The following is a 22151-nucleotide window of genomic DNA, read 5'->3' on the forward strand; positions in this document are numbered from 1 at the left end:
TTCACGGGTGGTTATGACTAGATTACGAATAGAAGAGTAGGAGGAGTAAAGGTGTTTAAATTATGTGAGATTTTTAAAATAGTTTAAATAAATTATTGACATATTTAAATCTAAATGTTACAATTCCATTACAAAAAGATTTCTTTATATTTCTAAAATATTACAAAGGAGTAGAAAAATGAAAAAGAAAACCTATATCAAATTGATGGTAGCAACTGTATTGGCTTCTACCTTGCTACTGGGAGCTTGTGGAAATAAAAAGGAAACAACTCAAGCAAGCAGTTCTGCTAAGATAAGCCAGTCATCAAGCTCTAAAGCAGCCTCTTCTAGCAAAGAAAGCAAGACTCAGAAGTCCTCAACTTCAGCTTCATCTGAAAAGGCCAAGTCGTCTACTGATCAGTCTTCAGCAACTGCAACACCATCACAAGCGATATCTGCACCAGAACAAAGACAAGGTCAAGAAGTGACTAATCAACAGGTAGCTAGTCAACAAACTCCTGCTCAGGCTCCTTCAACTCAACAAGCTCCTCAAGCTCAATCTAACCAATCAAGCTATGATCCTACAACTGATCGCAAACTTCAAGACAAACAAGCAGAGCAAAATAAACGCTACAAGGGTGTTTTAACCATGGTAGATGGTGATTTTTCAGCTGCAGCGGGCAATTGGAAGGGAGCCAATGGTGAAACCATTACAGTTTCATCAGGAGGTCAATTCACAGTAGAATCTTCTGATGGAAAGAAAGAAAATTACTCTATCAAAGGCTATTCTTATACTCTTGATGATGGTAAGTATAATGCCAAAATTGGTGGAGGAAAAGTCATCCAAATTACAACAGGAGCGGATGGCAAGGTTTCCAGTGTTGCTTTGAGTCAATAATAACTCGCAGTATTTGAATTTTTACAGTCAAAAACCCGTAACCTTTAAGAGAGTTACGGGTTTTGGTCTATTAAGCCTTATCCAATTGCAAGAGGGCTTCAATCTCTGCTAGGGTGCTAGCTTGCGAAATGGCTCCACGGAGTTTGGCAGCGCCAGATGTTCCACGGAGATAGTGAGGAGCGAGGCCACGGAATTCACGAACTGCGACGTTTTCTCCTTTGAGGTTAATCAATCGTTTCAAGTGTTCGTAGGCGATTTTCATCTTATCTTCAAAGGTCAAATCAGGTAGGATTTCTCCTGTTTCAAAGTAATGGTTGATTTGGTTGAAGAGGTAGGGATTTCCTATGGCAGCGCGGCCAATCATGACTGCATCAGCACCGACTTCTTCAATGCGTTGTTTGGCTTCTTGAACTGTACGGATGTCACCGTTGGCGATGAATGGAATCTTGGTCAGAGCTTGGGCAACCTTGTGCAGGGTCTCAAGGTCTGCGTGACCTGTATACATTTGCTCACGGGTACGGCCATGCATGGCGAGGGCAGAAACACCTGCTGCTTCAGCAGCGAGGGCATTTTCTACTGCAAGAGACGGGTCAGCCCAGCCGGTACGCATCTTGACAGTAAGTGGAATATCAAGGACAGATTGGACCTTGTTGATGATAGAGTAAATCTTATCTGGATCCTTGAGCCACATAGCGCCAGCTTCGTTCTTCACGATTTTATTAACTGGACAGCCCATGTTGATATCGACGATATCGGTCTTAGTGTTTTCTTGGATGAATTCTGCTGCGCGTGCGAGGCTGTCTTCATCGCTACCAAAAAGTTGGATAGAGACAGGGTTTTCGCCTTCATCGATATGAAGCATGTGCAGGGTTTTTTCGTTGTTGTATTGGATTCCCTTGTCAGAGACCATTTCCATGACAACGAGTCCAGCTCCGAGCTCTTTTGCGATGGTACGAAAGGCTGAGTTGGTGACACCAGCCATAGGTGCTAAAACGGTACGATTGGGAATCTCAACATTGCCAATCATAAAAGGTGTATTAAGATTTGTCACGAATGAGTTCCTCCAGGTCCTTTTCATCAAAGTTGTAAGTTGTCTGGCAGAATTGACAAGTGATTTCTGCCCCGTGGTCTTCCTCTTTCATTTCCTGTAAGTCTGAGCTTGGAAGGCTTGCAAGAGCGTTCATAAAGCGCTCATGGCTACAGTCACATTGGAAACGGATTTCTTCTTCAGAAAGACGCTTGTAGGCCTCGTCACCGTAGATAGCCTTGAGGAGGGCTTCGATATGGTCGTCGCTTTCGAGAAGAGTAGAGATAGCTGGCATTTCTTGGATGCGTTTTTCAAAGCGAGCAATCTCTTCTTCCTTGGCTCCTGGCAAGACTTGGACTAGGAAACCACCTGCAACCTTGACCTTGTCTTCCTCGTCCAAAAGGACATTGAGGCCGACTGCTGAAGGTGTCTGTTGGCTTTCTGTTAGGTAGAAAGCCAGGTCTTCCCCAATCTCTCCAGAGATGAGTGGGGTCAAGGAAGTATAAGGATTTCCAATGCCGTAGTCTGTGATAACGAGAAATTGACCATTTCCAACAAAAGGTCCGACTAGAACTTCACCAGTTGCAGTCTTTTTGATGTCGACACCGGGATTTTGAACGTAACCTTTGACATTCCCCTTGGTATCAGCGACCGTGATGATAGCACCTAGGGAGCTAGAACCCAGCACCTTAACTGTAAGTTTGGTATTTCCTTTTTCATTGGCTGCGAGAATCTGGCTAGCGATAAGAGTTCGACCAAGCGCTACAGTTGAGCTGGCTTGGGTTTGATGTTTTTCTTGAGCAGTGCGGACGGTTTCTGTGCTATCAAGGACAAAAGCACGAAAGGCTCCGCTTTCTGATATAGTTTTAATAATTTTATCCATAGCTACTATTTTAGCATAAAAATGCCCAAAGGGGGAGCCGTGTGTTTGCTGATTTTCAGGATAATGGACTAGGAAATCAGCAGGTAAATAAAAAGAGAAACAGATTATTTCAGCATTTGTAAGATTTATGCTATGCTTAAGGTAGAAAATGAAAGGGGTAACAAATGTATTTAGGAGATTTGATGGAGAAGGCCGAGTGTGGTCAATTTTCAATCCTTTCCTTTCTATTACAAGAGTCTCAGACGACTGTCAAGGCTGTAATAGAGGAGACAGGATTTTCAAAAGCAACCCTAACCAAATATGTCACCCTGCTCAATGACAAGGCTTTGGATAGTGGTTTAGAGCTGACTATTCACTTAGAAAATGAAAATCTGCGCCTGTCGATCGGTGAAGCTACCAAGGGGAGAGATATTCGGAGCTTGTTTTTGGAGAATGCTGTTAAATACCAGATTTTGGTTTATCTTCTCTACCACCAACAGTTTTTGGCCCATCAGCTGGCTCAAGAATTGATGATTAGTGAGGCTACGCTTGGTCGCCACTTGGCTGGTTTAAATCAGATTTTGTCAGAATTTGATTTATCCATCCAGAATGGACGTTGGCGAGGTCCAGAGCATCAGATTCGCTATTTCTATTTCTGTCTTTTTCGCAAGGTCTGGTCTAGTCAGGAATGGGAAGGTCACATGCAGAAATCAGAGAGAAAACAGGAAATTGCTACACTAGAAGAAATCTGCGGTGCAAGTTTGTCTTCGGGGCAGAAATTGGACTTGGTTCTCTGGGCTCACATCAGTCAACAACGTCTTCGGGTCAATGCCTGTCAGTTTCAAGTGATAGAAGAAAAAATGCGAGGGTATTTTGACAATATTTTCTACCTTCGTTTGCATCGAAAGACTCCGTCCTTTTTTGCTGGGCAACACCTTCCTCTAGGGACTGAAGATGGTGAGATGATGATTTTCTTCTCTTTCCTCCTATCTCATCGCATCCTTCCTCTTCATACTATGGAGTATATCCTTGGTTTTGGAGGGCAGTTGGTAGATTTGCTGACACAATTGATTCAAGAAATGAAGAAGGAGGAGCTGCTGGGGGACTACACAGAGGACCATGTCACCTATGAACTTAGCCAGCTTTGTGCTCAAGTCTATCTCTATAAGGGTTATATTTTACAGGATCGCTACAAGTATCAGTTAGAGAATCGTCATCCATATTTACTGATGGAACATGATTTTAAAGAGACAGCAGAGGAGATTTTTCATGCTCTACCTGCCTTTCAGCAGGGGACAGACTTAGATAAGAAAATTCTCTGGGAATGGCTGCAGTTAATCGAATATATGGCTGAAAATGGTGGCCAGCATATGCGGATTGGTCTGGAGTTGACATCTGGTTTTCTTGTCTTTTCAAGGATGGCAGCCATTTTAAAACGGTATTTGGAATACAATCGTTTTATTACCATTGAAGCCTATGACCGAACTCGGCATTATGATTTGCTGGTTACCAATAACCCTATTTATAAGAAGGAGCAGACACCAGTTTATTATTTAAAAAACGACTTGGATATGGAGGATTTGGTAGCGATTCGTCAGTTATTATTCACTTAAAAGGCTTGGTTAATCCAGGTCTTTTTGTGAAATTCACACAATCTCCTCATATTTTTTAAAAAATTAAAAAAAGTTGATAAACAAGAAAGCGCTTTATTTTGTATACTAGTTAGTGTAAAGAGGAAATATCCTCAAGATCATTATCAGGAGGACAGCACATGTCACAAGAAAAATACATTATGGCTATTGACCAGGGAACTACAAGTTCTCGTGCCATCATTTTCAACAAAAAAGGAGAAAAGGTTAGCTCGAGTCAAAAAGAGTTTACCCAGATTTTCCCTCAGGCAGGTTGGGTAGAGCACAATGCCAATGAAATTTGGAATTCCGTCCAGTCTGTTATTGCTGGAGCTTTCATCGAAAGTGGTGTGAAACCAAGTCAGATTGAGGCAATCGGGATTACCAACCAACGTGAAACAACGGTCGTTTGGGATAAGAAAACAGGACTTCCTATCTACAATGCTATCGTTTGGCAATCACGTCAGACAGCTCCTCTGGCTGAACAGCTGAAAAGCCAAGGTTATGTGGAAAAATTCCATGAAAAGACTGGTTTGATCATCGATGCTTACTTCTCTGCTACTAAGGTTCGTTGGATTTTGGATCATGTAGAGGGCGCTCAAGAGCGAGCAGAAAAAGGGGAATTGCTCTTTGGTACTATCGATACTTGGTTGGTTTGGAAATTGACTGACGGTGCGGCTCACGTGACGGATTACTCAAATGCAGCTCGTACCATGCTTTATAACATTAAAGAACTCAAATGGGATGATGAGATTTTGGAAATTCTCAACATTCCGAAGGCTATGCTGCCAGAAGTTCGTTCTAACTCTGAAATCTACGGTCAAACAGCGCCATTCCATTTCTATGGTGGAGAGGTGCCAATCTCTGGTATGGCTGGGGACCAACAAGCAGCCCTCTTTGGACAGTTGGCCTTTGAACCTGGTATGGTCAAGAATACTTATGGAACAGGATCTTTCATCATCATGAATACTGGTGAAGAAATGCAGTTGTCTGAAAACAACCTCTTGACAACCATTGGTTACGGAATCAACGGTAAGGTTTATTATGCCTTGGAAGGTTCTATCTTCATCGCAGGAAGTGCTATTCAGTGGCTTCGTGATGGTCTTCGCATGGTTGAAAATTCACCAGAATCTGAAAAATACGCTCGTGATTCTCACAATGATGATGAAGTTTATGTCGTTCCAGCCTTTACAGGTCTAGGTGCTCCATACTGGAACCAAAACGCTCGCGGTTCTGTCTTTGGCTTAACTCGTGGAACAAGCAAAGAAGACTTTATCAAGGCAACTCTTCAATCAATTGCTTATCAAGTGCGTGATATTATCGATACGATGCAAGTGGATGCTCAGACAGCTATCCAAGTCTTGAAAGTAGACGGTGGTGCAGCTATGAACAACTTCCTCATGCAGTTCCAAGCTGACATTTTGGGAATCGACATCGCACGCGCCAAAAACTTGGAAACAACAGCTCTAGGGGCAGCCTTCCTAGCAGGTTTGTCAGTAGGTTACTGGAAAGACTTGGATGAGTTGAAACTCTTGAATGAGACAGGAGAACTCTTTGAACCATCTATGAACGAATCGCGCAAGGAACAACTCTACAAGGGCTGGAAGAAGGCTGTAAAAGCAACGCAAGTCTTTGCGGAAGTAGACGACTAATACTGGAAGAATAAAGCGACTCAGTTAGAAAGTGTGTAAAAATGGAATTTTCAAAGAAAACACGTGAATTATCAATTAAAAAAATGCAGGAACGTACCCTGGACCTCTTGATTATCGGTGGAGGAATCACAGGGGCTGGTGTAGCCTTGCAGGCGGCAGCTAGCGGTCTTGAGACTGGATTGATTGAAATGCAAGACTTCGCAGAAGGAACATCTAGCCGTTCAACAAAATTGGTTCACGGAGGTCTGCGTTACCTCAAACAATTCGACGTAGAAGTGGTATCAGATACAGTTTCAGAACGTGCAGTGGTACAACAAATTGCACCTCACATTCCAAAACCGGACCCAATGCTCTTGCCAGTTTACGATGAAGATGGAGCGACCTTTAGCCTCTTCCGTCTTAAAGTAGCTATGGACTTGTATGACCTTTTGGCAGGGGTTAATAACACGCCAGCTGCTAACAAGGTTTTGAGCAAGGAAGAAGTCTTGGAACGCCAGCCAAACTTGAAGAAAGACGGTTTGGTAGGAGGTGGAGTTTATCTTGACTTCCGTAACAACGATGCCCGTCTCGTGATCGAAAACATCAAACGTGCCAACCAAGATGGTGCCCTTATTGCCAACCACGTGAAGGCAGAAGGCTTCCTCTTTGACGAAAGTGGCAAGATTACAGGTGTTGTAGCTCGTGATCTCTTGACAGACCAAGTCTTTGAAATCAAGGCGCGTCTGGTTATCAATACAACAGGTCCTTGGAGTGATAAGGTACGCAATTTGTCTAATAAGGGAACACAATTCTCACAAATGCGTCCAACTAAGGGAGTTCACTTGGTAGTGGATTCAAGTAAGATCAAGGTTTCACAGCCAGTTTACTTTGACACAGGTTTGGGTGACGGTCGTATGGTCTTTGTTCTCCCACGTGAAAACAAGACCTACTTCGGTACAACTGATACAGACTACACAGGTGATTTGGAACATCCAAAAGTAACTCAAGAAGATGTAGATTACCTACTTGGCATTGTAAACAACCGCTTCCCAGAAGCCAACATCACCATTGATGATATCGAAAGCAGCTGGGCAGGTCTTCGTCCATTGATCGCAGGCAATAGCGCTTCTGACTACAATGGAGGGAATAACGGAACTATTAGTGATGAAAGCTTTAACAACTTGATTGCGACTGTTGAATCTTATCTCTCTAAAGAAAAAACGCGTGAAGATGTTGAGTCTGCTGTCAGCAAGCTTGAAAGCAGTACCTCTGAGAAACATTTGGATCCATCTGCAGTTTCTCGTGGTTCGAGCTTAGATCGTGATGACAATGGCCTTTTGACCCTTGCTGGTGGTAAAATCACAGACTACCGTAAGATGGCTGAAGGAGCTATGGAGCGCGTGGTTGACATCCTCAAAGCAGAATTTGACCGCAGCTTTAAACTCATCAACTCGAAGACTTACCCTGTTTCAGGTGGAGAATTGAATCCAGCAAATGTGGACTCAGAAATCGAAGCCTTTGCGCAACTTGGAGTGTCACGTGGATTGGATAGCAAGGAAGCCCACTATCTCGCAAATCTATACGGTTCAAATGCACCGAAAGTATTTGCCCTTGCTCACAGCTTGGAACAAGCGCCAGGACTCAGTTTGGCAGATACTTTGTCCCTTCACTATGCAATGCGCAACGAGTTGGTTCTGAGTCCAGTTGACTTCCTTCTTCGTCGTACTAACCATATGCTCTTTATGCGTGATAGCTTGGATAGTATCGTTGAGCCAGTTTTGGATGAAATGGGACGATTCTATGACTGGACAGAAGAAGAAAAAGCAGCTTACCGTGTTGATGTCGAAGTAGCTCTTGCTAACAACGATTTAGCAGAATTAAAAAATTAAGAAAAAATAAAAGAGGCGGAGGGCAGGGCTCCTAGTCTACCCCTCCTTCTTTTTAATGGAGACAGAAAGATGATGAATGAGTTATTTGGAGAATTTTTGGGAACTTTAATCCTGATTCTTCTAGGAAATGGTGTTGTTGCAGGTGTGGTTCTTCCAAAAACCAAGAGCAACAGCTCAGGTTGGATTGTGATTACTATGGGTTGGGGGATTGCAGTTGCGGTTGCAGTATTTGTATCTGGCAAGCTCAGTCCAGCTCATTTAAACCCAGCTGTGACGATTGGTGTGGCCTTGAAAGGTGGTTTGCCTTGGGCATCAGTATTCCCTTATATCCTAGCCCAGTTCGCAGGGGCTATGCTGGGTCAGATTTTGGTTTGGTTGCAATTCAAACCGCATTATGAGGTAGAAGAAAATGCAGGTAATATCCTGGCTACTTTCAGCACTGGTCCAGCTATCAAGGATACAGTTTCTAACTTGATTAGCGAAATCCTTGGAACTTTTGTATTGGTATTAACAATCTTTGCTTTGGGACTTTATGACCTTCAAGCAGGAATCGGAACCTTCGCAGTGGGGACTTTGATTGTCGGTATCGGTCTATCACTAGGTGGGACAACAGGTTATGCCTTGAACCCAGCTCGTGACCTTGGACCTCGTATCATGCACAGCATCTTGCCAATTTCAAACAAGGGAGACGGAGACTGGTCTTACGCTTGGATTCCTGTTGTGGGACCTGTTATCGGTGCAGCCTTGGCCGTGCTTGTATTCTCACTTTTCTAGTTTATACTCTTCGAAAATCTCTTCAAACCCCGTCAGCGTCGCCTTACCGTACTCAAGTACAGCTTGCGGCTAGCTTCCTAGTTTGCTCTTTGATTTTCATTGAGTATTAGAAAACAATTATTTTGATAGAGCTTGAGATGGAAATCTCAGGCTCTTTTTTAAAAATATACATAGAAAAACCGCATAATCCTTAAAATAAGCTGAAATCTATTGGAAACATACGGTAAACAATTGAAAAGATACTATATAAAGTGGTACAATGGTAGAAAAATAAGCTAGTAAGAATCACTCTTATTTTAGCGAAAAATTACAGAAATGAATGGTTTTTCTTGATGAAACAGAGAAAAGAATTGTACCTTTTTCTTGGTCGGACAGCCTTGTATTTTCTTATCTTTCTAGGGCTGCTTTACTTCTTTAGCTATCTTGGTCAGGGTCAAGGAAGCTTTATCTATAATGAATTTTAACTTGAAGGAGAATTCCTATTGTGTCAAATAAACCAATAGCAGATATGATTGAAACCATTGAGCATTTTGCTCAGACACAGCCTAGCTATCCTGTCTATAATGTTTTGGGGCAGGAACACACTTATGGCGATTTAAAGGCTGATTCGGATAGTTTGGCTGCAGTCATTGACCAACTAGGCTTGCCTGAGAAGTCTCCTGTGGTTGTTTTTGGTGGCCAAGAATATGAAATGTTGGCAACCTTTGTAGCGCTGACTAAGTCAGGTCATGCCTACATTCCAATTGATAGCCATTCGGCCTTGGAGCGAGTTTCATCTATTTTAGAAATAGCAGAGCCAAGCTTGATTATTGCCATCTCAGACTTTCCCTTGAAGCAGGTTTCTACACCAATGATGACTCTAGCTCAGGTTCAAGAGGCCTTTGCTCAAGGGAATAACTATGAAATCACGCATCCAGTCAAGGGCGATGATAACTACTACATTATCTTTACTTCTGGTACGACTGGTAAGCCTAAGGGAGTGCAGATTTCCCATGATAACCTCCTCAGCTTTACCAACTGGATGATTACAGATAAGGAATTTGCGACGCCAAGTCGTCCGCAAATGCTGGCCCAGCCACCTTATTCTTTTGATCTGTCTGTCATGTACTGGGCACCGACCTTGGCACTGGGTGGTACACTTTTTGCCCTCCCTTCAGCCATTACTCAGGACTTTAAGCAACTTTTTGCGGCTATCTTTTCATTGCCAATCGCTATCTGGACTTCAACACCATCCTTTGCGGATATGGCCATGTTATCAGAAGACTTTAATAGTGAGAAAATGCCTGGCATCACGCATTTCTACTTTGATGGTGAAGAATTGACGGTCAAAACAGCGCAAAAACTGCGTGAGCGATTCCCAAATGCCCGTATTATCAATGCCTACGGCCCAACAGAAGCGACAGTAGCATTGTCAGCTGTTGCTGTGACAGACGAGATGTTGGCGACTCTCAAACGCCTACCAATCGGCTATACCAAGGCTGATTCTCCAACCTTTATCATTGACGAGGACGGCAATAAATTGCCAAATGGTCAACAGGGAGAAATCATTGTTTCTGGACCAGCTGTTTCAAAAGGTTATATGAACAATCCTGAAAAAACAGGGGAAGCCTTCTTTGAATTTGAAGGACTGCCAGCCTATCACACAGGTGATGTGGGAACCATGACAGATGAGGGCTTGCTTCTCTACGGTGGACGCATGGACTTCCAGATTAAGTTCAACGGTTACCGCATTGAGCTAGAAGATGTCTCTCAAAATCTTAATAAGTCTCGCTATATTGAGTCTGCTGTCGCTGTTCCGCGCTATAACAAAGACCACAAAGTGCAAAATCTATTGGCCTATGTCATCTTAAAAGATGGTGTTCGTGAGCAGTTTGAGCGTGATATCGATATTACCAAGGCAATTAAGGAAGACTTGACAGATATTATGATGTCCTACATGATGCCGTCTAAATTCCTTTATCGAGACAGTTTGCCACTGACTCCAAATGGAAAAATTGACATCAAAGGATTGATTAACGAGGTGAATAAGAGATGATGGAGTTCTTTCAACAGCTTCCTCATTTAGAGCCATACGGAAATCCTCAGTATTTTGTCTATGTGATTGCTGCAACCTTGCCTATCTTTATCGGTCTCTTTTTCAAGAAACGCTTTGCCTGGTATGAAGTACTGGTTAGTCTCTTCTTTATCGTTACCATGCTGGTAGGTGGGAAGACCAATCAACTAGCTGCCTTGGGTATTTATCTGTGCTGGGAAATATTGCTCGTACTCTTCTACAAGCATTATCGAAAAAGTAAGGATGGCCAGTGGGTCTTCTACTTAGTTAGTTTTCTGTCCCTACTTCCGATTATCTTTGTCAAGGTGCAACCAGCTATCAATGGAACGCAGTCTTTGCTTGGATTTTTGGGAATTTCTTACCTGACCTTTCGTTCGGTTGGGATTATCATCGAGCTGAGAGATGGAGTGATTAAGGATTTTACCCTCTGGGAATTCCTCCGTTTCCTTCTCTTCATGCCAACTTTTTCAAGTGGTCCAATTGATCGCTTTAAGCGATTTAATGAAAATTATCAGACCATTCCTGAGCGAGATGAGTTGATGGATATGCTGGATGAATCTGTTCGCTATATCATGTGGGGATTTTTGTATAAGTTTATCCTAGCTCATGTTTTAGGAGAGACCTTGTTGCCTCCTCTGAAGAATCTAGCCCTGCAGTCAGGTGGCTTCTTTAACCTCTATGCCTTGGCAGTTATGTATACCTTTGGTCTGGAGCTCTTTTTTGACTTTGCAGGTTATTCTATGTTTGCCTTAGCCATTTCAAATTTGATGGGAATCCGTAGCCCTATCAACTTTAACAAACCATTTTTATCAAGGGATTTAAAGGAATTTTGGAATCGCTGGCATATGAGTCTCTCTTTCTGGTTCCGTGACTTTGTCTTTATGCGAATGGTCATGGTGTTAACCAGAAAGAAGGTCTTTAAGAATCGCAATGTAACCTCAAGTGTGGCCTACATTGTCAATATGCTGATTATGGGATTTTGGCACGGTGTGACCTGGTACTACATCGCCTATGGACTCTTTCATGGACTGGGCTTGGTCATCAATGATGTCTGGGTTCGCAAGAAAAAAACGCTCAATAAGGAACGGAAAAAAGCAGGGAAGGCTGCCCTACCTGAGAATCGCTGGATTCAGTTGCTTGGCATGGTTGTCACCTTCCATGTCGTCATGCTGTCATTCTTAATCTTTTCTAGATTTTTGAATGATTTATGGTTTAAAAAATAAAAGGAAATAAAATATGGATATCAAATCAGAAGTTATCGAAATTATTGATGAGTTGTTTATGGAAGATGTTTCTGACATGATGGATGAAGATCTTTTTGATGCAGGTGTCTTGGATAGTATGGGAACGGTTGAATTGATTGTGGAGATTGAGAACCGTTTTGACATTCGTGTCCCTGTAACAGAGTTTGGTCGCGACGACTGGAATACAGCTAATAAAATCATAGCTGGTATTGTGGAGCTACAAAATGCTTAAACGCTTATGGATGATCTTCGGACCGGTCTTGATAGCTGGTTTGTTGGTTTTTCTGCTCATTTTCTTTTATCCTACTGAGATGCGTCATAATCTAGGAGCTGAAAAGCGTTCAGCAGTGGCTACTACTATCGATAGTTTTAAGGAGCGAAGTCAAAAGGTCAGAGCACTATCTGATCCAAATATGCGTTTTGTTCCCTTCTTTGGCTCTAGTGAATGGCTTCGTTTTGACGGTGCTCATCCTGCGGTATTAGCTGAGAAATACAATCGCTCCTACCGTCCTTATCTTTTAGGACAGAGGGGAGCTGCATCGCTTAACCAGTATTTTGGAATGCAACAGATGTTGCCACAACTGGAGAATAAACAAGTTGTGTATGTTATCTCACCTCAGTGGTTCAGTAAAAATGGCTATGAGCCAGCAGCCTTCCAGCAGTATTTTAATGGAGACCAGTTGACCAGTTTTCTGGAACATCAATCTGGAGATCAGGCGAGTCAATATGCAGCGACTCGCTTACTACAGCAGTTTCCTAACGTAGCTATGAAGGATCTGGTTCAGAAGTTGGCAAGTAAGGAAGAATTGTCGACGGCAGACAATGACATGATTGAATTATTGGCTCGGTTTAATGAACGACAAGCTTCCTTTTTTGGTCAGTTTTCCGTTAGAGGCTATGTCAATTATGATAAACATGTAGTTAAGTATTTAAAGACCTTGCCAGACCAGTTTTCTTATCAAGCCATAGAAGATGTCGTTAAAGCAGATGCAGAAAAAAATACTTCTAATAATGATCTGGGAATGGAAAATTATTTCTATAATAAGCAGATCAAGAAGGATTTGAAGAAATTAAAGGATTCTCAGAAAAACTTCACCTATCTCAAGTCGCCAGAGTATAATGACTTGCAGTTGGTTTTAACACAGTTTTCTAAATCTAAAGTAAACCCGATTTTTATCATTCCACCTGTTAATAAAAAATGGATGGACTATGCTGGTCTACGAGAGGATATGTACCAACAAACGGTGCAGAAGATTCGCTACCAGTTAGAGAGTCAAGGTTTTACCAATATAGCAGATTTTTCTAAGGATGGTGGGGAGCCTTTCTTTATGAAGGACACCATTCACCTTGGTTGGTTGGGTTGGTTGGCTTTTGACAAGGCAGTTGATCCTTTCCTATCCAATCCCACACCAGCTCCGACTTACCATCTGAATGAGCGCTTTTTCAGCAAAGATTGGGCGACTTATGATGGAGATGTCAAAGAATTTCAATAAATAATATAGAAGAGTTCAAGAATGAAGCCGATTTTTACGTTTTTTCTTGACTCTTTTTTTGCTTGTGATATAATTAACTGGTAAATAAAATTCTACAGAATAGTATTTTTCTCTTAAAAATGGAGAAATCCAAAAGGAAAGGAGTCAGATATGAGACAGCTAGCGAAGGATATCGATGCTTTTTTGAATGAGGTGATTTTGCAGGCAGAAAATCAGCATGAAATTCTAATAGGTCATTGCACTAGCGAGGTGGCTCTGACCAATACCCAGGAGCATATTCTCATGCTTTTGTCAGAGGAATCTTTAACAAATTCAGAATTAGCTCGTCGCCTCAATGTCAGTCAGGCGGCAGTTACCAAGGCCATTAAATCTTTGGTCAAGGAAAGCATGTTGGAAACATCTAAAGATCCTAAGGATGCGCGTGTGATTTTTTATCAGTTGACTGATTTGGCTCGTCCAATTGCTGAGGAGCACCACCATCACCATGAGCATACACTTTTAACCTATGAACAAGTGGCGACTCAGTTTACTCCAAATGAACAAAAAGTGATCCAGCGGTTTTTGACTGCTTTAGTAGGAGAAATCAAATAATGAGATATATTACGGTAGAGGATTTATCCTTCTATTATGATAAGGAGCCTGTTCTTGAACATATCAATTATAGTGTTGATAGTGGGGAATTTGTTACCTTGACGGGGGAGAATGGAGCGGCTAAGACGACACTCATCAAGGCCAGTCTTGGAATTCTCCAACCACGCATTGGTAAGGTAACTATTTCAAAGACAAATACGCAGGGTAAGAAATTGAGAATAGCTTACCTTCCTCAACAGATTGCCAGTTTTAATGCTGGTTTTCCAAGTACAGTTTATGAGTTTGTCAAGTCGGGTCGCTATCCACGAAAGGGTTGGTTCCGTCGTTTGAATGCTCATGATGAGGAGCATATCAAGGCTAGTTTGGACTCAGTTGGTATGTGGGAACACCGAGACAAACGCTTGGGGTCTCTATCTGGAGGACAAAAGCAGCGAGCGGTGATTGCGCGTATGTTTGCTTCTGACCCAGATGTGTTTATCCTAGATGAGCCGACAACGGGGATGGATGCAGGAAGTAAAAATGAATTTTACGAACTCATGCACCACAGCGCCCATCATCATGGCAAGGCTGTTTTGATGATTACCCATGATCCTGAAGAAGTTAAGGACTATGCGGACCGCAATATTCATCTAGTCCGTAACCAAGACTCGCCATGGCGTTGTTTCAACGTTCATGAGAATGATCAGGAGGTGGGTCATGCTTAGTTTATTATCTTATGACTTTATGCAGCGTGCCTTTCTGGCGGTTATTGCCATGAGTCTCTTCTCGCCAGTATTAGGAACCTTTCTTATCTTGCGCCGTCAGAGTTTGATGAGTGATACCCTCAGCCACGTCTCGCTTTCGGGTGTAGCTTTTGGTCTGGTCCTAGGGATTTCTCCGACTATTTCAACTATTGCTATTGTTTTGATCGCGGCGGTCTTTCTGGAGTATCTCCGTACGGTTTACAAGAGCTTTATGGAAATCGGGACAGCTATCCTCATGTCAACAGGTCTGGCTGTTTCTCTGATTGTCATGAGCAAGGGTAAAAGCTCGAGTTCTATGAGTTTGGACCAGTATCTTTTTGGTTCCATCGTGACTATCAGCGAAGAGCAGGTCATTTCCCTCTTTGTCATTGCGGTGGTTGTCTTGATTTTGACCTTCCTCTTCCTTCGTCCAATGTATATCCTGACTTTTGATGAGGATACGGCCTTTGTGGATGGCTTGCCAGTTCGTACCATGTCCATTCTTTTTAACATGGTGACGGGGGTGGCCATTGCCCTTATGATTCCTGCTGCGGGAGCTCTTCTGGTATCGACCATTATGGTCTTGCCAGCTAGTATTGCCCTGCGTCTGGGGAAAAACTTTAAATCGGTTATGCTGCTTGCCAGTGCTATTGGATTTTTGGGAATGGTAGCAGGACTTTACATTTCCTACTATGCAGAAACACCTGCAAGTGCAAGCATTACTATTATTTTTGTAACTGTTTTCTTGCTAATTAGTTTAGTAAGACGTTTTATCAAATAGGAGACTAAGATGAAAAAAATTAGCTTATTACTAGCCAGTCTATGTGCCTTGTTTTTAGTGGCTTGTTCCAATCAAAAGCAGGCAGATGGCAAACTAAATATTGTGACAACCTTTTACCCTGTCTATGAATTTACCAAGCAAGTCGCAGGAGATACTGCTAATGTAGAACTCCTCATCGGTGCTGGTACAGAACCCCATGAATATGAACCGTCTGCCAAGGCAGTTGCCAGAATCCAAGACGCAGATACCTTCGTTTATGAAAATGAAAACATGGAAACATGGGTACCTAAATTGCTAGATACCTTGGATAAGAAAAAGGTCAAAACCATCAAGGCGACAGGCGATATGTTGCTCTTGCCAGGTGGCGAGGAAGAAGAGGGAGACCATGACCATGGAGAAGAAGGTCATCACCATGAGTTTGACCCCCATGTTTGGTTATCACCAGTTCGTGCCATTAAACTAGTAGAGCACATCCGCGATAGCTTGTCAGCAGATTATCCTGATAAAAAAGAGACCTTTGAAAAGAATGCAGCTGCCTATATCGAAAAATTGCAAGCCTTGGATAAGGCTTATGCAGAAGGCTTATCCAAAGCTAAACAAAAGAGCTTTGTGACTCAGCACGCAGCCTTTAACTACCTTGCTTTGGACTATGGACTCAAACAAGTCGCAATCTCAGGTCTCTCTCCAGATGCCGAGCCATCAGCTGCTCGTCTGGCAGAATTGACAGAGTACGTCAAGAAAAATAAAATTGCCTATATCTACTTTGAAGAAAATGCTTCACAAGCCCTTGCTAACACACTTTCAAAAGAGGCAGGTGTCAAAACAGATGTTCTCAATCCTTTAGAAAGTCTGACAGAAGAGGATACCAAGGCTGGCGAAAACTACATTTCCGTTATGGAGAAAAACCTCAAGGCTTTGAAACAAACAACAGACCAAGAAGGTCCAGCAATCGAGCCTGAAAAAGCAGAGGATACCAAGACAGTTCAAAATGGTTACTTTGAGGATGCCGATGTCAAGGATCGTACCTTGAGTGACTATGCAGGTAATTGGCAATCAGTTTATCCTTTCCTTGAAGATGGCACGTTTGACCAAGTCTTTGACTACAAGGCTAAGTTGACTGGTAAGATGACCCAGGCTGAGTACAAGGCTTACTATACAAAAGGCTATCAGACAGATGTCACTAAGATTAACATTACTGATAACACTATGGAATTTATTCAAGGTGGACAAAGCAAGAAATATACTTATAAGTATGTTGGTAAGAAAATCTTAACTTACAAGAAAGGTAATCGTGGTGTGCGCTTCCTCTTTGAAGCGACAGATGCGGACGCTGGACAATTCAAGTATGTTCAGTTTAGTGACCACAATATCGCCCCAGTTAAGGCAGAACATTTCCATATCTTCTTTGGAGGCACAAGCCAAGAAGCCCTCTTTGAAGAAATGGACAACTGGCCAACCTACTATCCAGATAACCTATCTGGCCAAGAAATCGCCCAAGAAATGTTGGCACATTGATTAGAAACCGACTAGTTCATAGGAGCTAGTTGGTTTTTTGATACTAGATGGCTAACTTCATTATAGACCTTTCCAGAACTTTAAAAAATAAATAAAACTCTTGAAATATCTGGATCTGTATGTTAGAATAATTTTATCGGATAAGGTTCATTAGAACACCAAAGCCCCTAACTACTGCCATAGTTAAGGGGTGTTTTGGTATATTCTACAGGAATAGAAAAAGACCCTCTAAACTTTGTAGAGAGCCTTAAAAAATCAAAATAAAAAGATACCCCCCAGCACATAGGAATGCTCAACCTTTCAGTCTACCCCATTCTGGGACCCAGCGTTTATCCTTCACAAGTTATCTTATTGAGTCCATTATATCACACTTATGGAAAATGTAAGAAATTTGTATAGTATTTTTAAATGAATTGATGAAAAATCAAATACCTTTCAGAACTAAGGAACTTTAAATAATAAATAAAACTCTTGAAATATCTGGGCCTGTATGTTAGAATAATTTTATCGGATAAGGTTCATTAGAACACCAAAGCCCCTAACTAGTGCGATAGTTAAGGGGTGTTTTGGTATATTCTACAGGAATATATAATCCTAGTTTTCTAATTTGCTCTTTGATTTTTGTTGAGTATAAACATTTTAACAAAAAAGTTAGTCTTTAATAAAAGAAGCGATATAGTGATATTAGAAATTCTCTTGTAATTCTGATATGTCTGCGTATTTTTCGTAAGTTACCTGTTTAGTAATCAGATGTCAGTTAAGGGCTTGATGTTTTATAAAAGAAAATTATGGAGGAAGGGAAATCCGACTTTATAAACTAAACTGTAAAAACAGCAAATTTGACAAATGAATAAGAAAAAAATAAAAAGCAACTGTTTTTATTAAAAAGATTGCTTAATAGTTAGATTGGAGGGAAGAAAAATATGAAAAATTTAAGTCAACGACTTGTTGATAAAAGTGTTGAGGCCTTTATTATGGGGCTGGAAATTTACAACAAGCCTACAATCAAATATCGTATTGAAGGATTCAGTTTTTTCATATGTAATGCTTGGGAGTTGATGTTGAAGTCTGAAATGCTAAATAGAAATCTATCAATCTATTTTAAGGATAATCCAGATAGAACTCTCAGCCTTGAAAATGTTATCAAGAAAATTTATTCCGATGATAGTACACGAATTCGACTAAATCTGGAGCGTATTATTGAGCTTAGAAATATCAGCACACATTATATTACAGAGGATTACGAACTAAAGTACGCTCCACTATTTCAAGCGTGTGTACTTAACTATGTCAATGAACTTCAGAGATTTCATGGTAGAGACATCACTGAGACCATTGCACAAAATTTCCTAACTATATCAGCAAGTTATGAGCCTCTGACAAATGAACAAATCAGACTAAAATACCCAGCGGAAATTGCAGAAAAGTTTATTCAGCAAGCAAATGCTATAGATGTTCTTGTTTCTGAGTATAATTCAGATAAATTTGCAATCGGTGTAAAACAAAACCTATACATCACAAAGAAAAAGTCTGAAGCTGACTTCGTTGTCTCAATTGCAAATCAATCTCCCTCTCAAGTAGCAATAGTAAAAGATTTAAAAGATCCATCAGAGACTCACAAATATTCATACGGGAATATCATCTCAGTTGTAAATGATCGATTAAACAAGAAGAATATCAAATTAAATTATAAATCTGGTTTCAATCAATATGTTCTAACCTTAATCATTGATTTCTATTCAATAAAAACTGACGAGAAATTTGCATATTGCCATAAAATAGGTAAGTCTGAGCACTATACCTATTCACAGCAATTTGTTGACTTTATCATTACAGAAATAGAAAAAGACCCTCTAAACTTTGTAGAGAGCCTTAAAAAATCAAAATAAAAAGATAACCCCAGGCACATAGGAATGCTCAACCTTTCAGTCTACCCCATTCTGGGACCCAGCGTTTATCCTTCACAAGTTATCTTATTGAGTTCATTATATCACACTTATGGAAAATGTAAAGAAATTTGTATAGTATTTTTAAATGAATTGATGAAAAATCAAATACCTTTCAGAGCTAAGGAACTTTAAATAATAAATAAAACTCTTGAAATATTTGGGCTTATATGCTAGAATGTAGTTAGTGTATAAGGTTCATTAGAACACCAAAGCCCCTAACTACTGCCATAGTTAAGGGCTTTTTTGACGTATCTTAGCGATTTAACGGGTGTTTATAGGCTAGTCATTCGGTCTACTTCTTACCATCTAGCCATTTGCAGACGAAATACAAGATAATTCCAGCTATAACATCCGCTATAATAGTAAGAGCAAGCTCTGGTATAAGGTTCATTAGTTTCACCTCCTCTCACGAACCCATAGGAACGTAATCGGTAACCGATGACAAAAGTATTATACCACACTAAATTTAGATCATCAAGGTCACTTAATGCTTGAACTATTGTAGATTATATGCTAAAATGTAGTTAGTTGATAAGGTTCATTAGAACACCAAAGCCCTTAACTATTGCCGTAGTTAAGGGCTTTTTTGACGTATCTTAGCGATTTAACGGGTGTTGATAGGCTAGTCACTCGGTCTACCCCTTACTATCTAGCCATCTGCAGACGAAATACAAGATAATTCCAGCTATAACATCCGCTATAATAGTAAGAGCGAGCTCTATGATAAGGCTCATTAGTTTCACCTCCTCTCACGAACCCATAGGAACGTAATCGGTAACCGATGACAAAAATAGTATACCACAATAAATTTATATCATCAAGGTCACTTAATGCTTGAAATATAGGGTCTAGGCGACAAAGTCTTTAAAATCAGAAAAACGTATAGTATCAGATGTATAAAAGCTTGATGTTATATCAATTAAAAAAGTGGATAGGAAAGTTTTCTGATTATCAGAATTCCTTCCTATCCACTTTTTGAAGATTGTAAGTTAACCTTAGTTTATATAGAATCAGCTTATTTGTTTTATTTATTAAAACCTTGCAAAGCCTTTTGGCGTTCTTCCACTTGACCTTTAGCATCCAATTTATTGCCAGCGTAGACAGCTGTTTCCCATGATCCGTACATTGGATTTGGGAAGATGATGAATTTTTCACCGAATTCTTTTTGCAATTCTTCAAGTTGTTTATCACGGTCAGATTCAGAAATCTTCGAAAAATCTGCAAAGTCTACGAGGTTATCACCAAATAGTAATACTAGATTAGTTTTCTCTTGAACTGCTTGGCGACGCCCTTCTTTGGATTTTACACCACTTTCTAAGAGCATGAGGTGATCACGCCCTTGTACAGGGATTCCTTCGTTTTCTAGATTTTTAATCGTAGCATCTATTTGATTAACTGAGCGGTCAGAAATATAGTAAATTTGGATGCCGTTTTGATTGGCAAATTGAAGAAACGTCTTGGCTCCTGGGACGGCTTTTGCTGCAGCTTTTTGAACCCAAATATCCCAATTTTCAGGTGTGAATGCTGTTCCGTCTTTGATATTTTGAACTTGATAAGGACTATTATCTAAGACTGTTTCATCTAAGTCCAAAATGATTGAATAAGGCTTGTCTGATTCTGTTTTCAGTAATTCCTTTAGACGATCTGTGGCAACATTATAACCTTGTAGATACAAGGCTTTGGTTTCAGCTGATTTTTGATACCAAAGGGTTGACATAGTATTTTCTCTTGACCGTAGTTGGTCATATGTCATTGTAATCTGATTATCAGATGAGCTCTTATTGCTTGTCTGTGTTTCTGTAGACTTTGTTGCACAACTAGATAATAAGACGACAGATGCAAGTGCAGAAAGGATTGTAACAGTAGTTTTTGCTGATTTCATGAAATATCTCCTATTCATTAATTTCATAAATAGTATAGCACGAGAGAAAAGTTAAGGCAAGTCATTCTCTGACTATGGATGAAGATTCTATAGAAGTTAATGCAGTGAAAAAAAGAGATTACTAACTTGAAATGCAGTCTCACCTCTAATTATTGACATTTCAGGAAAAATCGCAGTAAAAACGGCACAGCCTTCTTTAAATGTGATATAATACTAGAAAAATACTTGTGGAGGTTCCATTATGGCAATATTTTTCATGATTTTTCTGATTGTTTGTGTGCTCCTATTGGTGATAGTCACACTGAGTACAGTTTATGTGGTTCGTCAGCAGTCGGTGGCGATTATTGAACGCTTTGGGAAATACCAAAAGGTTTCCAACAGCGGTATTCATATTCGCTTGCCTTTTGGGATTGACTCGATTGCAGCACGCATTCAGTTGCGCTTGCTGCAAAGTGATATTGTGGTTGAGACCAAGACCAAGGACAATGTGTTCGTGATGATGAATGTAGCGACTCAGTACCGTGTCAATGAGCAGAGCGTGACAGATGCCTACTATAAACTCATGCGTCCAGAATCTCAGATTAAATCTTATATCGAAGATGCTCTTCGCTCTTCTGTTCCCAAATTAACCTTGGACGAATTGTTTGAGAAAAAAGATGAGATTGCCCTTGAAGTTCAACACCAAGTAGCAGAAGAAATGACCACTTACGGCTACATTATCGTGAAAACCTTGATTACTAAGGTGGAGCCAGATGCAGAAGTTAAGCAATCCATGAATGAAATCAATGCGGCGCAACGCAAACGGGTCGCAGCGCAAGAATTGGCAGAAGCCGATAAGATTAAAATTGTCACTGCAGCTGAAGCCGAAGCAGAAAAAGACCGCCTTCATGGTGTGGGGATTGCCCAACAACGTAAGGCAATTGTGGATGGCTTAGCAGAGTCTATCACCGAACTCAAGGAAGCCAATGTTGGCATGACAGAAGAACAAATCATGTCCATCCTATTGACCAACCAGTATTTGGATACCTTGAACACCTTTGCCTCTAAAGGAAATCAAACTATCTTTTTACCAAATACGCCAAATGGTGTGGATGATATCCGTACACAAATCTTGTCAGCTCTTCGCGCTGAGAAGAAATAATAGACTAAAGAGCTTGGCAACAGGCTCTTTTTGCATTGCGTTTATTAAGAAAAACAAAAAATATTGATATACATTTATACTCAATGAAAATC

19 protein-coding genes are annotated in these 22151 nt (G+C 40.8%); 16 read left to right on the top strand and 3 right to left on the bottom strand.

The window, feature by feature from the left end:
- Window positions 1-178 precede the first annotated feature (178 nt).
- The gene (locus B4W83_RS11385) at window positions 179-877 is read left to right on the top strand and encodes a hypothetical protein (protein WP_000730916.1); all 699 of its coding nucleotides are present in this window, start codon (window positions 179-181) and stop codon (window positions 875-877) included.
- A 70-nt stretch (window positions 878-947) separates the two neighbouring features.
- Here B4W83_RS11385 and dusB read toward each other — a convergent pair whose 3' ends face one another.
- Both dusB and hslO read right to left on the bottom strand, forming a co-directional pair.
- The gene (gene dusB, locus B4W83_RS11390; protein WP_000183307.1) at window positions 948-1928 is read right to left on the bottom strand and encodes a tRNA dihydrouridine synthase DusB; all 981 of its coding nucleotides are present in this window, start codon (window positions 1926-1928) and stop codon (window positions 948-950) included.
- On the bottom strand, window positions 1915-2787 hold the full coding sequence (hslO, locus tag B4W83_RS11395) for an Hsp33 family molecular chaperone HslO (RefSeq protein ID WP_000357839.1): 873 nt from the start codon (window positions 2785-2787) through the stop codon (window positions 1915-1917). The genes dusB and hslO overlap by 14 nt, the downstream gene beginning before the upstream one ends.
- A 164-nt stretch (window positions 2788-2951) precedes the next feature.
- Here hslO and B4W83_RS11400 point away from each other — a divergent pair, with 164 nt between their 5' ends.
- From B4W83_RS11400 to B4W83_RS11465, 14 genes are all read left to right on the top strand, one after another.
- Complete coding sequence (locus tag B4W83_RS11400) at window positions 2952-4379, top strand: AcpB/EbpR/MafR family transcriptional regulator (RefSeq protein WP_000280532.1); 1428 nt, start codon at window positions 2952-2954, stop codon at window positions 4377-4379.
- A gap of 158 nt (window positions 4380-4537) precedes the next feature.
- Window positions 4538-6046, top strand: a complete 1509-nt coding sequence (glpK, locus tag B4W83_RS11405; RefSeq protein WP_000076799.1) for a glycerol kinase GlpK — start codon at window positions 4538-4540, stop codon at window positions 6044-6046.
- A gap of 41 nt (window positions 6047-6087) precedes the next feature.
- A complete protein-coding gene (glpO, locus tag B4W83_RS11410) occupies window positions 6088-7914 on the top strand; it encodes a type 1 glycerol-3-phosphate oxidase (RefSeq protein ID WP_000395900.1) in 1827 nt (608 codons plus the stop codon).
- 69 nt (window positions 7915-7983) lie between these two features.
- Window positions 7984-8688 (top strand): MIP/aquaporin family protein, encoded by a 705-nt coding sequence (locus tag B4W83_RS11415; RefSeq protein ID WP_000980826.1) that lies wholly within the window; start codon window positions 7984-7986, stop codon window positions 8686-8688.
- Between the two features lie 332 nt (window positions 8689-9020).
- On the top strand, window positions 9021-9152 hold the full coding sequence (locus tag B4W83_RS11420; RefSeq protein WP_000813667.1) for a teichoic acid D-Ala incorporation-associated protein DltX: 132 nt from the start codon (window positions 9021-9023) through the stop codon (window positions 9150-9152).
- 20 nt (window positions 9153-9172) lie between these two features.
- Window positions 9173-10723 carry a D-alanine--poly(phosphoribitol) ligase subunit DltA gene (gene dltA / locus B4W83_RS11425; RefSeq protein WP_000066747.1) on the top strand — a complete coding sequence of 517 codons (1551 nt, stop codon included), beginning with the start codon at window positions 9173-9175 and terminating at the stop codon, window positions 10721-10723.
- Window positions 10720-11964: a D-alanyl-lipoteichoic acid biosynthesis protein DltB gene (dltB, locus tag B4W83_RS11430; protein WP_000969757.1), complete on the top strand. Its 1245-nt coding sequence runs from the start codon at window positions 10720-10722 to the stop codon at window positions 11962-11964. The genes dltA and dltB overlap by 4 nt, the downstream gene beginning before the upstream one ends.
- Window positions 11965-11977: 13 nt before the next feature.
- A complete protein-coding gene (dltC, locus tag B4W83_RS11435) occupies window positions 11978-12217 on the top strand; it encodes a D-alanine--poly(phosphoribitol) ligase subunit DltC (protein ID WP_000351967.1) in 240 nt (79 codons plus the stop codon).
- Window positions 12210-13478, top strand: coding sequence for a D-alanyl-lipoteichoic acid biosynthesis protein DltD (gene dltD / locus B4W83_RS11440; protein ID WP_000919877.1), 1269 nt, complete (start codon window positions 12210-12212; stop codon window positions 13476-13478). The genes dltC and dltD overlap by 8 nt, the downstream gene beginning before the upstream one ends.
- Window positions 13479-13628: 150 nt before the next feature.
- Window positions 13629-14069, top strand: coding sequence for a zinc-dependent transcriptional regulator AdcR (adcR, locus tag B4W83_RS11445; protein WP_001249310.1), 441 nt, complete (start codon window positions 13629-13631; stop codon window positions 14067-14069).
- On the top strand, window positions 14069-14773 hold the full coding sequence (locus B4W83_RS11450; RefSeq protein ID WP_001269496.1) for a metal ABC transporter ATP-binding protein: 705 nt from the start codon (window positions 14069-14071) through the stop codon (window positions 14771-14773). The genes adcR and B4W83_RS11450 overlap by 1 nt, the downstream gene beginning before the upstream one ends.
- Complete coding sequence (locus B4W83_RS11455; RefSeq protein ID WP_000950031.1) at window positions 14766-15572, top strand: metal ABC transporter permease; 807 nt, start codon at window positions 14766-14768, stop codon at window positions 15570-15572. Before B4W83_RS11450 ends, B4W83_RS11455 begins: the two co-directional genes overlap by 8 nt.
- A gap of 9 nt (window positions 15573-15581) precedes the next feature.
- On the top strand, window positions 15582-17087 hold the full coding sequence (adcA, locus tag B4W83_RS11460; RefSeq protein ID WP_000724091.1) for a zinc ABC transporter substrate-binding lipoprotein AdcA: 1506 nt from the start codon (window positions 15582-15584) through the stop codon (window positions 17085-17087).
- 923 nt (window positions 17088-18010) lie between these two features.
- Complete coding sequence (locus tag B4W83_RS11465; RefSeq protein ID WP_000793783.1) at window positions 18011-18976, top strand: DUF3644 domain-containing protein; 966 nt, start codon at window positions 18011-18013, stop codon at window positions 18974-18976.
- 1084 nt (window positions 18977-20060) lie between these two features.
- Here B4W83_RS11465 and B4W83_RS11470 read toward each other — a convergent pair.
- A complete protein-coding gene (locus tag B4W83_RS11470; protein WP_000833516.1) occupies window positions 20061-20918 on the bottom strand; it encodes a 5'-nucleotidase, lipoprotein e(P4) family in 858 nt (285 codons plus the stop codon).
- 256 nt (window positions 20919-21174) lie between these two features.
- On the opposite strand from B4W83_RS11470, the gene B4W83_RS11475 reads away from it, so the two are divergent.
- The gene (locus tag B4W83_RS11475) at window positions 21175-22059 is read left to right on the top strand and encodes an SPFH domain-containing protein (protein WP_025170612.1); all 885 of its coding nucleotides are present in this window, start codon (window positions 21175-21177) and stop codon (window positions 22057-22059) included.
- Window positions 22060-22151: the final 92 nt, after the last annotated feature.

This window comes from Streptococcus pseudopneumoniae ATCC BAA-960 = CCUG 49455 (genome assembly GCF_002087075.1).
GTDB lineage: Bacteria > Bacillota > Bacilli > Lactobacillales > Streptococcaceae > Streptococcus > Streptococcus pseudopneumoniae.